General features: G+C 56.8%; 12 protein-coding genes and 1 pseudogene. 1 reads left to right on the plus strand and 12 read right to left on the minus strand.

All coding sequences use genetic code 11. The annotated features are described in order from the left end of the window. Window position 1: 1 nt before the first annotated feature. From AAE029_RS08620 to AAE029_RS08665, 10 genes and pseudogenes are all read right to left on the minus strand, one after another. Window positions 2-1,927 carry a hypothetical protein gene (locus AAE029_RS08620; protein ID WP_371072407.1) on the minus strand — a complete coding sequence of 642 codons (1,926 nt, stop codon included), beginning with the start codon at window positions 1,925-1,927 and terminating at the stop codon, window positions 2-4. 158 nt (window positions 1,928-2,085) lie between these two features. After that, the gene (locus tag AAE029_RS08625; RefSeq protein WP_371072408.1) at window positions 2,086-3,954 is read right to left on the minus strand and encodes a hypothetical protein; all 1,869 of its coding nucleotides are present in this window, start codon (window positions 3,952-3,954) and stop codon (window positions 2,086-2,088) included. Between the two features lie 502 nt (window positions 3,955-4,456). Next, window positions 4,457-4,755 (minus strand): annotated as a pseudogene (locus AAE029_RS08630) (transposase); the annotation flags it as partial. A 159-nt stretch (window positions 4,756-4,914) separates the two neighbouring features. Then, window positions 4,915-5,127: a hypothetical protein gene (locus tag AAE029_RS08635; RefSeq protein ID WP_371072409.1), complete on the minus strand. Its 213-nt coding sequence runs from the start codon at window positions 5,125-5,127 to the stop codon at window positions 4,915-4,917. Window positions 5,128-5,172: 45 nt separating this feature from the next. Continuing rightward, complete coding sequence (locus tag AAE029_RS08640; protein WP_371072410.1) at window positions 5,173-5,601, minus strand: hypothetical protein; 429 nt, start codon at window positions 5,599-5,601, stop codon at window positions 5,173-5,175. Between the two features lie 252 nt (window positions 5,602-5,853). After that, window positions 5,854-6,051, minus strand: coding sequence for a DJ-1/PfpI family protein (locus AAE029_RS08645; protein WP_371072503.1), 198 nt, complete (start codon window positions 6,049-6,051; stop codon window positions 5,854-5,856). A gap of 190 nt (window positions 6,052-6,241) precedes the next feature. After that, complete coding sequence (locus AAE029_RS08650) at window positions 6,242-7,018, minus strand: DUF2182 domain-containing protein (RefSeq protein WP_371072411.1); 777 nt, start codon at window positions 7,016-7,018, stop codon at window positions 6,242-6,244. A gap of 1 nt (window position 7,019) precedes the next feature. Then, window positions 7,020-8,609 carry a tyrosinase family protein gene (locus tag AAE029_RS08655; RefSeq protein ID WP_371072412.1) on the minus strand — a complete coding sequence of 530 codons (1,590 nt, stop codon included), beginning with the start codon at window positions 8,607-8,609 and terminating at the stop codon, window positions 7,020-7,022. Window positions 8,610-9,050: 441 nt separating this feature from the next. Beyond that, window positions 9,051-9,752: a hypothetical protein gene (locus AAE029_RS08660; RefSeq protein ID WP_371072413.1), complete on the minus strand. Its 702-nt coding sequence runs from the start codon at window positions 9,750-9,752 to the stop codon at window positions 9,051-9,053. A 211-nt stretch (window positions 9,753-9,963) separates the two neighbouring features. Continuing rightward, entirely contained in the window at window positions 9,964-11,439 is a 1,476-nt protein-coding gene (locus AAE029_RS08665) for an N-6 DNA methylase (RefSeq protein WP_371072414.1), read from the minus strand. A 466-nt stretch (window positions 11,440-11,905) separates the two neighbouring features. On the opposite strand from AAE029_RS08665, the gene AAE029_RS08670 reads away from it, so the two are divergent. Further along, the gene (locus AAE029_RS08670; RefSeq protein WP_371072415.1) at window positions 11,906-12,766 is read left to right on the plus strand and encodes a matrixin family metalloprotease; all 861 of its coding nucleotides are present in this window, start codon (window positions 11,906-11,908) and stop codon (window positions 12,764-12,766) included. A gap of 509 nt (window positions 12,767-13,275) precedes the next feature. Here the strand turns inward: AAE029_RS08670 and AAE029_RS08675 are convergent. Both AAE029_RS08675 and AAE029_RS08680 read right to left on the minus strand, forming a co-directional pair. Continuing rightward, the gene (locus AAE029_RS08675; RefSeq protein WP_371072416.1) at window positions 13,276-14,304 is read right to left on the minus strand and encodes a patatin-like phospholipase family protein; all 1,029 of its coding nucleotides are present in this window, start codon (window positions 14,302-14,304) and stop codon (window positions 13,276-13,278) included. Window positions 14,305-14,394: 90 nt separating this feature from the next. Beyond that, window positions 14,395-15,399 carry a hypothetical protein gene (locus AAE029_RS08680; protein ID WP_371072417.1) on the minus strand — a complete coding sequence of 335 codons (1,005 nt, stop codon included), beginning with the start codon at window positions 15,397-15,399 and terminating at the stop codon, window positions 14,395-14,397. Window positions 15,400-15,516: the final 117 nt, after the last annotated feature.

Here is a 15,516-nt window from a genome sequence, read left to right on the forward strand (position 1 = left end):
CTCAGCACCCTCTATGGACAAAGGCGAAAGGCTCTTCGCTGTCGGCGTGATCAGACGCATCCCGAAGGCCGTATGCGAAGGCAAGACCACCGAAGCGGTGGTTCAGAAGGAAATTGCGCTGCTGCCCTAGTCGCACATTATCGGAGATGCGCTTGCGTATCGCGTAGCGCAGGTGACCTTCACGCAGGTCGAAAATCAGAGTTGCGCCGCCGCGAAAGGCAAAGTCGCCGGGCGCGACCACGCCCGAGACTGGCCCATCCTGTTGCTTCTGACGAGCTTCATCCAGAAATCCACGACGCTGCTGGGCGATTTCGATGATCAGCTGGCGCAGATCCTGGCCGTCCGGTCCGGTGCGCCTCGTCGTCCGGACGGAATGTATCTCGACCGGCGGATAGTCGGTCTTGGCCTTCTTCGGACGCCTGAGGATTGTCTCCAGATCGTCCTCGTCATGGAGCCCGCGGCGAAACACGACGCCACAAACTTCTTGCCACGGCTTATCCTCGGTGTCGCGAAACGTCTCCGAACCCGTGATCCAGGCATGCACCATCTCAGCATTTTTATCCGCGGTCTCAAGCGCTTCGGCGCGACTGAATTTTGGCTCGAGATCAAGGTCAAGATCGTCGTAGTCGGCCGTCAGCCGGTGAGCCGGCGCTTCCCAGAGAAGACTATCCGGAGCAAGCGACAGGCAATGGTCAGGAACGATTCCACGCCGCCTGAAGCCTTCGATTACGGCGAGACGATAGCCCATGACGTCATCAGGGACGAGGTCATGGTCGGCGGTTATGATGGCCCTAAGAAAATCGCCAAAGCGTATATCCACCGGAGGTAGGTAATCGAGGGCACGGATACACATGCGCATGACGTGCTCGGCCGCTTTGCTCGCTTCACGCGTCAGGCGCGCAACGAGATCCGGATGAAGGTCATGCACAGGCTGAATCCCGGGTCTGATCCCGGCGATGCGGAAGAGATCCGAAGTTCTTTTGTCGTAGATCGAAAGAAAGGCTTCGAACACAGCGGCAACGAGAATCGCACCGCGCTCGTGCGGCTCCGTCATGTCCTCGCTCAGCATTGCCGGCTCGCCGCCGACGGGCGTATCAATGGCTTCGCGAAGCGCGCCGTCACGCCCCGTTGCCGTCCCGAACTGGCGGGCAAGTCCGCTGAGTAGCGAGCGATTGTCGAGCTTTCCCCCCTGCTTTGCGATCTGCGCCTCCACCGCTTCTTCCAGGGTGAAGTGGGAGAACAGGGCAACGATGTCGGCGAAGGCCTCATGAAAGGCAAGACTGTCGACGCTTGTCGGTTCGGCGAAACGCCGATGCAGGCCATCGAGGATCGCGTGCGTGACTTCGTGCACGATGATGTCGTGGGAGAGAGCTGTGAAGACCCAGCTCGCACCGGCGCTTTGTGCAGTTGACTGGAAATAGCCGAAAAGCAGTGCCTTTTTCTCACGGCTGTAATAGGCATTCGGCTCCCTGAGCGCGTGCGGATAGATTCTGAGTTTCGCGACAGGCTCGTAGGGTTCGCTTGATCCCGTTCGCTGTGATTTCGGTACGAAACGCGGGGCCCAGAAGACGCGCCTGCCGAGCGCCCGCTCGAAGGTCTTAATGGTCTTCATCGCCACGGCGAAGACCATCTGCTGGTGAAATCGGGGATCTCCTTCCGACGGCGCCAGACCATCCTGGGCCAGAAGATGAGCATGGTTGAGATCGACCGGTTCGTAGAACTGCCCGCTGACCGGGTCGACATCGATGACTTCGAGATAATCGTTGACCGGCCCGGGCTGAAGTTGCTCTTCCCAACTTTGCTCCCAAGGCAGTTTGATCGTCGCCACATTGACGCCGGCCGTATCCAGCCGTGTGGAAGCCTGTGGATCGAATGCATAGACCCGCAGCCGCCGCATCGGCGGTGCGGGATATTGAGCGTCCCCCATGACAGCCCCCTCGCATCAATGAAAAGATAATATCAAATATTGCGTAATACGGCGAGTGGTATTGTTGATTAGTTTCAACTTAAAAGGGGTGCCGTTCCCAGCTGCTAGATCGCATCGAGTAAGCCGAAGCGAATGGCCAATCGCATTGTCGCAGGTAGCTAAAGGTCATCGCCGTCCGCGATAACGAGAAACTCCGCCCCCAACGAAAAGCAATCGGCACGAGCGCCAAGAAGCAATGCGTCGAGTTGCTGCATCCGCCGAACATCCGCCTGGCCGCCGTCGCCCATTTTACCGCGGACGTCGTTGAACACTGAATGACGCACGCTCGGCTGCATCACGACCACCTTCTTTTTCAGGTTGGATCCGAGGCCGTCCAGCACTGCAAGCAGTTTGTCTCGATTCTTTTGCCTATCACCGTCGTGCCAAACGGCGTCCTTGAGCACTCCGTCAGCGTTGGCGACGAGCTTTGCTCGCAGCAAACCCCTGTCGATGTGCCGGAGATTCTTGATCGCCTGTCCAACCACAACTTCATAGTCGGAGACCGACAGTCCCCGTTCGGTCGTTTTGGAGCCACTTCCCTTTACATGGATCAGCGTCAGTTCAGGCGGATCGCCTGTATCGTTGATATGAATGAAATCAGCCGACTCCATCGATCCATCGTCGCAAACCAACCATCCTGACGGCTTGCCCCGAGGCTGGACGTTCGGCCAATGTCTTGCGACCATGCCGAAGAGTGATTTGTCAGCGGCGTTTGCAATGTTCTCGACTGCGAACCGCTTGCCAACGAGCGGCTTCTCCTGCCAAAACTCGGTGTCGTCGGTCGCCATCTTCACCCATTGCCATTCTGAAAATCTGGCATCCCGAAACCTGGTTTCGTAGAACTGGCCGCGGGAGAATGTGTGCCCGGTATCGAAATAGATAGTGAGGTTCTCTGGATCCTTGCAGATTTTCAGGATCGCTGCGTCTCGGTCGTCGCCATCAAAGCCCTCCACCTTGTTTGTCTTTAGCCGGACCTCCGACGTCACCGTCTCCTCAAATTCGTAGGACAACCGTCCAACTAGGGCGTCTGCCCAAGAGACATCTGCGGTGAAATTGGGACTTCCAGGCTTCGGGGTAACCTCAAAACGGGCTGCGTCACCGAATTGCTGAAGCCATCGAACGTCCTCTTCCGTATTGTCCTGAGTTCCATCATTCACCTGTTCCGGGACGATAAGCGCGATGTCATAGGGTTGCTGGATACCCGTCAGACCGGTCAGGGCAGAGGCGAGAATTGGCAGCGGCTTATCCGGACGCCCGGCGGCGTCCATGCAATCATGAGCCCGGGCAAGAACAAGATTGACGGTGTGAGTGAACTCGTCCCAGGATCTCGTCGGGCCAATCCAGATCCGACTTCCGGAAGGACTCGCGCCAACGACGGAACTCTTTAATTGATCCGACAACGACATGGTGCTGCGGACCGAGCTAAAATAATAGGTTTGGTCGCCGAGCGGGTCGAGCGAGGTCTCAAGTTCGAGGCCGGAGAGGATTTTGGAGTCCGGCTTGGTGGTTGTTCGCCGATGTGTTCCGCTTAGCCAGAGTGTACGCACCTGGCTTTCGACGAACGCCTTGTTGATCTGTGTGCTCGAGAGGCGCTTGATCGTCGAAAGTGTTCCGGCTGCCGCGTTTGCAATTTTCTTCGCAACGGCGCTTCGAAGGCCGTTGTCGGAGAATAAGAGGGCGTAGAGTTGCCCGCGCTTTGCCACCACTGTGACATGGTGGAGCACGTCCATCAGTCCTTCACCGTTATACCAGCTCGGGGGTCGTTTCTCGACATAATGGGTCCATGCGATGGTTGTCCCTTCACGTTCAAGGTCGGGATCGTCGGGCGTGTGATAGCTCGGCCTCTCCAGACCCTTCTTGTCTGCGGCCTCCCTTGAAATGTTTTGGATCGCAGCAAGAAGATCAGCGGCGGCCGGCTCGGCGGCGCCAGTAGCCCTATAAAGCGAAACGGACAGATAAGGTGTGCACTGACTGCTAGATAGAGCCATAGGAGTGCGTCCATATTGCCAAAGTTGCTTAAAACAGTGTGTTCGGCGCCTACGTTTGGGTTCAACGGTCGATCGGATTTCGCCGCTTTGTTATTATGACGGACCCGAGATTTTCGACAATTTCGCCCCTTCCCACCGTCATCCAATCTACCATAGATAGACGCTGGCGCAATAAACTCGCCCGCCTCTAATGTTGAAGCGTTGGCCGGCGTCCCGCGAGCCGAAAATCACCCGAATCAAGTCGGAACCCCAGGAAATCTAACTTTCCTCCGACCGAGGGTGGTTCTGGCGCCAACCATTCATAGGTCATGGCTTGCGCACGAGCGAATTCAAAATTCTAAAGACTCTTGCCAACGCATCCTGTCAGGCATCATCCTCACAGTCTTTTGGAGCCAACGGATTTACTAGGGGCTTGGCCGCTTCAAGGGGAACCCGCATCGCATCGGCAACTGCCAGATTGACACTTCGAGCCGACAAGACCGGCTCCCGCGGGAAATGCAATGCGCGCATCGTTGCGGTCACTCTTGTTCATTTGCGACGCCTTTAAGAAAGCCTTCGTGTGGCGCGTCTCGATGCAGAATACTGGAAAGCCGGCCTTTGTCAGTCCTTCGAAAAGCCATTGAGACATTGGCTCGGCCTCAGGCCTACGCGTTCCAAGCTGAACGCGGGATCACTCAGGATGGCAACCAAGTCCTCCGGGTGAGACACTACCTTTTTCTCCCGGCCGGTCTTTCCACTTGCATCGACAATACAAACACTCGCTTCTTTGACAGAGACGTCGAGGCCGGCGTAATGTTTCATGGCTGCGCTTCCTCTTCCTGATGCCTGTGGCTGTTTCGAACAGACCACGTTTTATCATCAGCTCGGAGCGCAGCACCTTTCTTTCCGGTCGGCGGCGACAAGCGGATCGCCCTCGGGACAAACCGCATCGATCCAGGCGGCGATCTCTCTGATCATCCGTCATGAACGGCCCGCCTCCAGGCATGCCGAAGGCGTTCCGGTGAACTTTCCTTCCCCTTTCAACGCCCAGATAAGTGCCGAACCCGCAGAATTGCCGGGGATTAGAATTCTGACCGCCGTTGCTATTCCTGGCACAATGCGCCGCGTGAACTCACTGGAGGTCAGCGACGACCAGAACTCCTCGTGGGGCGCGAACTCCGCGTCAACGTCCATGGCGGCCATTTCCTTGCCGGTAGGATAGTTCTTGGCTTTCGTCGCTCAGGATCTTTTCACGGCAATGAACGAAGCAGTGTAACCAGCCGGCGCCCCATTGTGCGGCTTTGTTCTGATCACCGTTCCGACGAGCGAAGCGATCTGATTTGTGCCATTTGGCCAGCGGTAGGCCACGCAGCCGTTGTAATCGTACTGCCAACCTTCTGTCTGGCTCCCCACCCGGCCCGTTCCGACTATCGAGAAGGCAACGGGGGTCTCCGGTGAACCAGGCTTCAATCTGCCCGCCATGTCCAGGCCGCCGCTTTTCCAGTCGATTACACCGCTGAACTCGGTATCGGATACCGTTTCAAAGTGGAACTCGGCTTCCGCGAAGAAGAGATCGAGAGCCTTTTGAGGATCACCATCGACGGGATCCGGGTCGTTGTGGAAGCTGCGGTAGGTCCATCTCCCTGCAAGTTCGGAAATTGTCATCATCTACCTCCCACGTTGCTTTTCAGCTGAAATCAAACATGCATTGCGGTGGCTCCTGCAGGTTGCTCGGATACGGAGGCACAGGATAATACTGCAGAACCTTTTGGACCTCGCGAGCGACGTTGTCGCCTTTGAGCAGTCGGACAAGTTCCAGCGACTCATCGAGACCGGATGAGATTCCACCCGCCGTGAGGCGATTACGGTCGAGGTGAAAACGCGGGAATCCGCAGACGACCTTCACCTTCTCGAAGGCCTTCAGGCATGGAAGTTCCAATGCGTCGTGGCCTCATATCCGTCGAGCAGACTGGCCGCCGCCAGCAGAAGTGCTCCCTCGCAGACCGAGCAGACCCATTGCGCCTTTTCGGCTGTCCGAATGAGTAATCCAAGTAGCGCCCGTCGCCGCGGCGGTTCATGATAGGTGCCATGGCGCCCGGATTTCCTCCCGGAACCCAGAGCACATCAACGGAGGTATCATCGTCGAAAGAATGGGTGGCGAGAAATCGAAAACCGTCTCGTGTTACGATCGGCATATCCACTGAGCCGGCTACCAGCCTGATCTTGAGGTCCGGCACCCACTTCAGCACTTCGTGCGGGCCGGCTACGTCCAAAAGGTCTACTTCATCATAGACTGGAATGCTGACAATCATGACGCCCCTCGAGCGATTGGAAAGTGACCTAGAGAAATGCTGTGCGAAAAGTGCCGGAGAGCGGAGAACCATCCAGGCGCTCGTGGTTCACGACTGCGTTCGAACAGAGAGACGGACATGGTAATTGCCATGACGCCCCACTGGAGCAAGCCGCTGCTAAGAAGCGTGCAAAGCATCAATGCCCAGCATGTGCCGACACACCAGAGGGCACGCATGAAGCCAAAACGAAGAGCATCCAGTTCGGCATCAAGCCCGAAAGCAGCCAGGGTTGGCCGTCTGTGGCAGCGGTTGAGAGAAAGCTGCTTCCAAGGGGTGACTTGCCACGACAGTGCTATGAAAGCCGCAACCACGATCGAATCGACGCCGATCTCCAACAGCAGGGATTGTACCAGTACCGCCGTTGGGATCAGGAGCCCGCCAGCCACCATCCAGATGAATATGTAGGCGCATAGAAACAACCCTATCGCGCGCCATCGACGGCGGCCCAGGCTTTCTCGCCAAACATGCAGCAATGGCGCCGATAACAGGGGCGGCATCATCGCGATGAGCATTGCCAGCCACGAACCTGCGACGAGAACGAGATCCGCGGATGCGAAAGTCGCTTCCGCTCTCACGATGATCTGTTGCTCGAAAGTCGTGGTCGACAGGCAGAGGTCGGGCATGGCGGGAACAACCGCCGAAGCTGCCATGAGGATCCAGCCAGCTGCCGTCATAATAAGGATCGGTCGTGGCAGTCGCAATAGCACGAACCATGCGACGGAGACCGCCCGCATCTTACTGTTCCTGTCGATAGATGCTTATGCGCCCTATGGAGATATCGTCGCTCGTGGCCCCCGGAACGGCAGCCACCAACTTCACCGATAGCTCGTCCTCCAGGCCCGAAGCTGCGTGTTTGGCGTCGATGATGCTGGTGATATCAAAGGACGCGGTCACGCCATTACCGGAAGAGGCGGTGGGATCGCTTGCTTTGCTGACGCCGAACATGGAGAACGAACCGGCCAGATGCTCGGCGCCGTCCTCTGGATCGACGTCGTCGGGAAGATTGACGTAAACGTAGAATATCGCCGCGTCGCTCGGGCTTTTGACGTTTTCCAGGTTGAGAAACACCCGGTCCGGCTCACGTGCAATGCCAGGGGCGACGGACAGTTTTTGGGAAAGTCTTTGCCGTTCGGCGGTGTCCAGTTTGACCTTGGTTTCAACGACATCGCTGTTGAGGCGTACAACCGAGCTATTTGCGCCCACAAGGGCTGGAGATTTTGGTGGTGCCACTTGAAGGCCCCCTGAAAGCTGGGATGCGACCTGGGGCGAAACGCCTAGTCTTTCGAAACGGACCGCCACCCGGTCTGTCGCTTCTGCAACCTGCGTATCATCATCATAGAGATATCCGAGTTTCGGCGCTTCGGTATCCAGCACGTCCTGCGGCCTGAACGTATAAAATGTACCATCAATTGCCGGCATAATGAACTGCCGGTCTCTCGGCCCGTTCAACCAATCAGGGTCGGTCGGATCGGCAAAGACGTCAGGCCCATCATTCGGTCGGCGTACCTGCCGTAACCAGACCTTCCACAGGCGGTCGATATTTGCGTGGTGCAACCAGAAGACCGGATCAAGCGCCGCCGTGTCGGGATTAGTCATGAGACCGAGCTCGAACCGATCCTGGCTGAGGCCATTGCCCTTGAACCCTCCACCGACCCAGACATGCACCGGTCCATGCGGTTGTTGTTCCAAGCCACCGAACTTGCTTTCGCCTTCATCGCCGTGCCAAAAGGGCGTCCTGACCCCGCCAAAACCGGCAGGTCCTTCCCCGGGCGTACCTTCAAAGAACCTCTCGCCGAGCGCCGGACCAATCGGCACCAACCTTCGATCGAGGACCAACGGCATCTGAACGTTGGGAACCTCGGCGGATCCATACCTGCGGGTCACATGGAGGAAGTTTCGACTCCCATCTGGCCAGTTAGCCTGCGCGAACGCCCGCGGAAGCTCCAGGCTTCGCGTATCGCTGGAGTAGTCCCAGTAAGGCAGCGCCCAGTCGGACGGCCCTCCCACCTTGGCGATCGCATCGCGGACGATCGCCTCAAATGCTGCCAGGTAACCTCGATGCCACGGCAGAAAGAACCACGTAAGATGCTGGCATTGATTCCAGAGCGTCCGCAGCTGCTGGCTGTTCGGCAACAGCGTTCCGTCGGGGATGTAGCCAAACTCCCGCCAAACCTCTTCATCAATACCGTGCATGGCGGCGAGTGACCACCAGCTCGTGGGGTCAGACAGTTCCCGCTCCTGAAGTTTGCCTATGGCCCTGCTGTACCACAGCAAGGTTTCGTCGTTTGGCGGCAGGTTCCATACATTTCGGCGAACGAATGACATGATCTGCACCTCGATCGTCGCTCAGGCACACCCTAAGGCTGCATGCTAATGTACTTAAAGTTGGATTTCATGCAAGAGCTAGACTATCGCTCGAAAGTACTAGTTCAAGAAAGTCTGCAGTTATGAAGAGTACAGTCGTCGATCAGAACTTAATCCGACAAGTCATCGCCGCTTTAGACACTACCAAAAGCAGAAGGGACAGGTTACTAACCGATTTTGGTTCGACGTCCTGACAACACAGAGCGGGCGGGCGCCCGTCTCCGCATAGATCCGCCGCGAAGGGGTGCTGTCGTGCGGACGTCAAAATTATCATCAGTGGCTCACTTCTGGAGCCTGTCGTTTCATCTCGTTCAAGAAGCTTCGTTTAAGCCAGCGTGGATGTCTGCGTCATGCGCGGCAGCCTTAGGATTGAACGCGACCAACAAAAGGCCGAGAGAAAGGTCATTCCGATGTTCTTGCCCCATACTCCAACAATTCGATCGCGTTGAAGCCAGGTGAGTTTGGATCCCACTCAAGACGCCGCGTCACCCGACTGAGATCTGGTGCACTCGTGACGAAGCGTTCATCGTAGCGCAGATACAGGGTCTTGAAAAATCCCGCCAACAACAGCGGGCTTTCGTGGTCAGGAAAGGATTCGAACAGTCCATTCCGGCCTGGTCCATCCATTTCGACCAGACCAAATCCGATCGCTTCGTAGCGGCTCACGTCATCACGGATTCCGCGCCGGCCCACCAATTCCCTGAGCGCATTGTGAAACCGCACGATTCCTGCAACTGGTTCTCCACCGATCGCGATCGCAATGTCATTCGCAGCCAGGATCTTGCCAGACGGTGAAGGATCCGCAGATTCGCTAACGATCTCGGCAGCCTGTTCCAGGGCCTGTTCGCTCTGGCGGTTGGCACGAAGCAGGACAAAATAGCCAAGCACCAAAGCTGGATAGGTAATGTGGAGATTGGTGCACTCGCCGATCGTTTCTTCCATGCGATTCGTCAAGTTGCGGAAAGCTCCGGTCACGCCTTTGCACGAAATGGCAAGGACCGGTCCAACGCCTTCGCGCGTGACAACAATGTCGACGTTCTTTGTCTTCAAGCCGCCAAGGACGGTGCGTTCGCGACCGTCGGCTAGGGCCGGATCGTAATGCAAGATCGGAGAGCGCCCAGCCCTTCGCTCGACGCGGAAGGGAGGTCGAGGCGTGATGTCGTCCGGATTGAAACCGCCTTCGATAACAAGGCGGCAGGCGACGTACCAGTGAAGCGGCTTGATGTGACTGGCGCTTTGCGTTTTGCCGGTGAACTCCGCAAAAGCCTTCAGCGCGTCAGCCTGTGTAGTCCACCGACATATGTTGCCGTCTATCTCAGCCGGCATAGTGCCTCCATTTCTGCATAGTCGAGATGGCATCCTCCAAGACGTCATTTGGAAAGGTTTTGACCAACGATTGCGCCGGGAAAACAATATTGCCGGCCTCTCGCGGCTCAAGTTTCAGCATTCCGCCGCCGAGCGCGTGGCCCTCGATCTCGCAGCTCAGACGGACGAAGGCCGAAGACCAGAGCGGGAGCGCCCGGGACGCGAGGCGTTTATCGCGAATGCGAACTGCGTGGACGCTATTCGTGCACGTGACGCCAGCTGCATTATGAACCAGGTTTGCTGCTCGACCAGACATGTACTGAAGCACGTAATCCGGCATCAAGACATCAGGCACCGCATACCAGGGATCGCGATTGCGGCATTTGTATCCCAGTCGTGCTTGTCGACCGGCGCTACTATCGAGATAGCGCTTGACGCTAGTGGGCAGGTTCTGGCCACGTCGCAGACGCAGCAGCAACACCGGCTTATCTTTCGCCTTCCAAGCGTTGACTGTCTCAGCCGTGATGCTATGCGTCGGCAAAGCCTTCGCATTTCTGACGCTCGGAAGAAGAAACTCTGCAGGGATGCCAAGCTTCTGCGCGGCTGACGGCGTCAGGTGAAAGAAGTCGTTGTCGCCACTGACATAGCCGATACCCACATTGGCAAAGTCGGAAAATCGGGACGTATCCGGATGGCGGAGCGCGGATTTATAGAGCTCACGCGTGGCCTTCGACAACAAATAAGGCCGTAAGCGGCAATTCCAGACTGTTCGCCACTCGGTGACGTCGATCGATATGGTTGAACGCGGCGGCTCGTTTGCAGGGACGAACCGGCCCATTTCCGTCAACTCAATACGATCCGTCGTCCCACCGAAGCCATCCGCATAGAGAAGCCAGCAATCCTCGGAGAGACTTGGGAACAGTTTATCACGCACTGCGACCAGCTTTACCTGTTCGAACGAAGCGACGAGATATTCCAACAGGGGCGCTGCATAGGGTGCGTGGCCGATCTCGGCCGGGACCACAAACGCTATCCGGCCGCCCGGTGAAAGCAGTGCTGCCGTGGCGACAAGAAATGGAGCCCATGAAGAACTCAAGCCGCTGAATTGGGCTCCGTGGCGGGCGCAAAGCGCGATGGCTCGTTTGCGCACATCCCCTTTGAATGTCTGATAGCGGATGAACGGCGGATTTCCTGCGGCACACTCGAAACGCTCGTTCGTTTCTGAGGCCCAGGCGAAAAAATCACCCTCGTGCACGAGAGCCCACGGAGCTCGGCTCATCGCTGTCCTTGCGGATTCGAAATCTTGCTCGATGCCGACGGCATTGCGGTGGTGCGCGAGGAAGCCGCCATCTCCGCAGGACGGATCAAGCAAGCGGTCGTCAGCTCGTCGTATCGCCCAGCGCACCAGACTTGCGGCAATATCATCGGGCGTGAAGTATGCGCCTGCGTGTTTCTGTGACAATCGAATCGGCGTGATAAAGTTCATAGCGCACCATAGATTTGCTTGGAAACTTTTGGAACTCTACCGGGAAAACGATTAAAAGAACATACCATGAACACACCGGGCATTTCATGAGTGCGGAACACTTCCGGCCGGCCTCGATTTGGGGGCCGCGCCCGCCGTCATCGTCAAACCGAATCCCCGCTCGGCTAACTAGAAAATCGGCCGCTTAACCATTAGCCCTTTTGCATGAAAATGGACTGGTCACGGTAAGTCCCCGCCAACGGTGCCGAGAAATTCACAGAGTGCCGATTTTTGTGGCGCGTATGTCTTACGGGCTTAACTTTAAGGTTGAACTCCAGCCTAAAATATAGTGTATTATCTATTGCTAACTCAACTAATACTCGTCATCGCAGGTTTAACCTAGGCGCAAGCTTCCGCAAGAAGCTTGAGCTTTGCGATACGCCGTATTGGTGCATCAAGTACCAGAGAAATTGCTAGGAGGGGAGCGATGGGACGTGCCACCACCACAAAAAAAGCTATGCTAACGTCGACTGAAAGCAGTCCTTTTACTTTGCGCACGCCTAAAGAGGCGGCAAAAATGGCCGATCGACATGTTCATATCATCCGAAACGGCGTTCGTTGTGATACGGAAAATCGCGGTTTTTCCAGTCCACGCGGTCGTTCGCCACTTGAGATCGTGGTCGACGCTTCCGAAGGTTTCGTGCCTTTATGGGAGAAAGGGGCCACACTTCGCTGGCGGTTTCAGGAAGGATCTCTCCAGATCTTCCAAGATCCAGAAGGGGCAAAGACCGCGATCGAACAGTTGTTAGGTGAAGCGATCCTGGCCTGGGGGGAGGCGGCTCCCGTCAAGTTTGCCCGAAGAGACGACGCATGGGATTTCGAGATCGTCGTGCGAGAGGCCGACGAATGCAACGTGACCGGCTGCGTTCTTGCCAGTGCGTTCTTCCCGGACGCGGGCCAGCATCAGTTGACGATTTACCCAAAGCTATTCAGTCAGGATCGGCAAGAACAGGTCGAGACTCTGATTCATGAGATCGGCCATATCTTCGGCCTAAGGCACTTCTTTGCGCTTGTTGAGGAAACTGCTTGGCCCGCCGAGGTGTTTGGAGCCCACAATAAGTTCAGTATCATGAACTATGGTGACGACAGCAGGCTGACATCGGCTGACAAATCTGATTTGAAGACACTTTATCAGCAAGCCTGGAACGGCCACTTGACGGATATCAACGGCACACCCATCAAATTTGTTCGCCCCTTCCATACCGCTGGCGAAGTGGCTGCAACCGCCGTTGCTGTCGCTGCTGTTCGCACGGATGTTCATGCCGGACATGATCAACCGCAGGGCTGAATCGGTGTCTGCTCAACCCGTCGGAAGCCCGCTCATAGCCTGTTTAACGGCCTCGGATTTGGGCAGTAGCGTCGGATAAGCCGCATAGGCCTGTTTGACTCGAACGGAAGTGCGGTCAAAAATGGACCGACTTCGTGGAGCTTGGGCTATTCGAAGCTGTTTCAATGTTGACGAAGATCATACGCCTGAGAGCGGCATTCAACTCTGGCAGGCTGAACTCTATTTGGACGTCAATCCTGTGTCGAAGCGCGCGTGTTCGGGCATCTCGGCGAGCGTCTGGAATACCGCCGCCGACGATGGCAGGCCGTATCGGTTCCTTTCGAGGTGATCTACACCGATGGTGATGTGATCTCTGTGTGCTTTTTGCGCATCCGTTTTATTTTGTGGAGCGACAGTCCTGCAAATCGGTCTCGTGCAGGTCGCCGGCCGACACGCTTGCCGAGCACGATTAACCGACGGTTTCGCGCATGACCTTGCGCGAATATCGTCGTAGCCTGGGCTGTCGCCAGTCATTGAAAAAGCTCCGGCGCATATCGCTTCAAACGAGCACGCACAAGTGCTCGTCCATGGCGCACCAGCACGTCCATTTCCGCTGCGCTCAAGCTCTTCAGATTGGTACCGATGAGTGAGGCGAACGCTGCATCTCCCTGTCGCTCTTCACCTTCCACACTGTCGATGGAAAACCACAACGGCTTCGGTCCTTTCTTTGCCTCGTGTGCCAGTTGTAGTCGGGTGAACTGCAAGCCTCTTACCTGCTCCATCAGAATGTTGATCGCTTCTTTCAATACGATCGTGCCCGATTCGGTTGGCTCCACGACTATGCTGAACGGCTTTCCGCCGTCGCTGACAATACAATAGTCAACAGGGTTGCGCCGCGTGCGCAGTAGTGGATTGACGCCAAGATTGTCGTATACGCCACCGTCTGTCAGAGTGACGTATTCGGTAAGCGCATTTGGATAGACGTGAGCGTCGATCCGCAACGGTGGAAAGACCGGCGGAAATGCGGACGAAGCGGCAACGGCATGGCTGATCGGATAGTCGCTGGCAACCGCTGTACCGCTCTCATGTTCCCCCATAGTCTCGTCGGCATCTTCCCCTGCCGCCAGGGCCTTGCCAGCCACGAAGAAGAACATATTCCCCGTCGCGAGATTTGTTGCGTTGAAGTAGATGCGGGGTCCATTCCGGAGAGAGGATAAGGTTTCACCGGCGAATAGATCACGGTCATAGGTTTCGGCGAGCTTTTCCAGACGTGTGTCGAACGGGCTTAAGAGACCTCCGACAACAGAAGAAACTGCGATCGACTTTGTCGATAGATATGCCTCCAGCCGATCAAGCACGTCTGCCTTATCCCAATTGGCTGCGAGGAACCCGCCTGCGATGCTACCACCACTGACGCACGTCAGAAGATCGAGTTTGTCAAGCAGCTCCAGTTCTTTGAGCTCCCTGAAAACACCGAGATGAAATGCAGCCGCTCGGAATCCGCCCCCAGACAGCGCAAGTCCAATCTTTTTCTCTTCTCCATTGATTGTAATTGCCATTCTCTCCCCCTCTCCTCCTCAGTGCCGTGGTGACCCAGAGCTCCGACCGGACGGCGGCATCAGCTTGTCTCTAGCCTCTTCATCATCGATCTAAGGCCGAGGGCTCAGCTCGAGGTTGGTGATCCCCTGCCCGAGCAGGACTGCCTTTTCGGCGACCGCTTTCTTGCCATCCGCCATAGCGACCTCGGCCCGGATCGTTTTCATCCCAGGCTTAAGATTGACGAGGGCGAACGATCGATGCATGCCCCTTGCTGCCACGCTGCCGTCCACGGTGACGATTGCTTCACCGGGCTCCGCGAATTTGACGTCCAGATTGAGGACGGCTGGTTTGGTTGCGTCCTTGGCCTCGGCTGCAACCTTTTTAAGCTCCGCGATCGTGTTGTCCAGCTCTGTCTTGCTGCCCTTCACTCCCTCGGCGGCTGCCTTATACAGAACGTCCAGCGTGGCTTCGTAGGCGCCTCTCCATTCGCTGGCTTCCTTGACCGACGCAGCATCGATGACCTTGCAGAAACTCTCCGCCGCATTTAGCCACTGCTGCTTCAGGGCTTTTTCCTCCGGCGCATCCTTCGGTGTTTCAAGGCGCAGCTTCGCAGCCTCGAACAGGAAGGCTGTCCAGGCGTCGCGCACGACGAAAGTCGCCAGAACGCTGCGGAAATATCCGCCGGCCTGATCGCTCGTCTGCAGGTAGAAGGTGATGCCCGTCATTGCGCCGTAGGCCAGTAGCGCCATCGTCAGAAACCAGAGATCGAGCACGCCAAAGCGCGAACCGGCGGCAATCAACCCCGCCGCCGCGCAGTAGCGGACCACTGCTGCCGCGATCGTCAGTACGATCCCGATCACTCCCAGCCACGTCAGGATTCGGCGCCAGCGATGCACATTGTCGTATTCCTGGCGTCTTTTCCAATAGTAGTTGTCATGGTTGCTTTTATGCTTCAGAAGTATGTCTTCAAGCGTCGCGACATAGCGGCTGTAGTCCTGCTCAGCCTCCTTAAGAACCTCAAGTTGGACAGCTTTGAAAGTGGTGCCGGGTGGGTCGCTTACGGGTGCCGTCCCTGTTTTGCTATTTTCGGAAGTGATGTCGGGTGGGTTGCTCATGGGTGCCTCCACTGTCATGCGACTGTGAATGTCAGTTCGACCCACAGGTGGTCATGCGTCTCCGTAACCGGTCTCTCCGGATTGATCTTCGGGGCACGCAGACCGGTGATGTCGACC

This window comes from Sinorhizobium sp. CB7 (assembly GCF_041357635.1).
GTDB lineage: Bacteria > Pseudomonadota > Alphaproteobacteria > Rhizobiales > Rhizobiaceae > Rhizobium.

Excerpts from the sequence above, each read along its gene's own strand:
- AAE029_RS08620 (WP_371072407.1), bottom strand. The coding sequence starts at position 1,927 with ATGGGGGACGCTCAATATCCCGCACCGCCGATGCGGCGGCTGCGGGTC.
- AAE029_RS08625 (WP_371072408.1), bottom strand. The coding sequence starts at position 3,954 with ATGGCTCTATCTAGCAGTCAGTGCACACCTTATCTGTCCGTTTCGCTT.
- AAE029_RS08635 (WP_371072409.1), bottom strand. The coding sequence starts at position 5,127 with ATGGACGTTGACGCGGAGTTCGCGCCCCACGAGGAGTTCTGGTCGTCG.
- AAE029_RS08640 (WP_371072410.1), bottom strand. The coding sequence starts at position 5,601 with ATGATGACAATTTCCGAACTTGCAGGGAGATGGACCTACCGCAGCTTC.
- AAE029_RS08650 (WP_371072411.1), bottom strand. The coding sequence starts at position 7,018 with ATGCGGGCGGTCTCCGTCGCATGGTTCGTGCTATTGCGACTGCCACGA.
- AAE029_RS08655 (WP_371072412.1), bottom strand. The coding sequence starts at position 8,609 with ATGTCATTCGTTCGCCGAAATGTATGGAACCTGCCGCCAAACGACGAA.
- AAE029_RS08665 (WP_371072414.1), bottom strand. The coding sequence starts at position 11,439 with ATGAACTTTATCACGCCGATTCGATTGTCACAGAAACACGCAGGCGCA.
- AAE029_RS08670 (WP_371072415.1), top strand. The coding sequence starts at position 11,906 with ATGGGACGTGCCACCACCACAAAAAAAGCTATGCTAACGTCGACTGAA.
- AAE029_RS08675 (WP_371072416.1), bottom strand. The coding sequence starts at position 14,304 with ATGGCAATTACAATCAATGGAGAAGAGAAAAAGATTGGACTTGCGCTG.
- AAE029_RS08680 (WP_371072417.1), bottom strand. The coding sequence starts at position 15,399 with ATGAGCAACCCACCCGACATCACTTCCGAAAATAGCAAAACAGGGACG.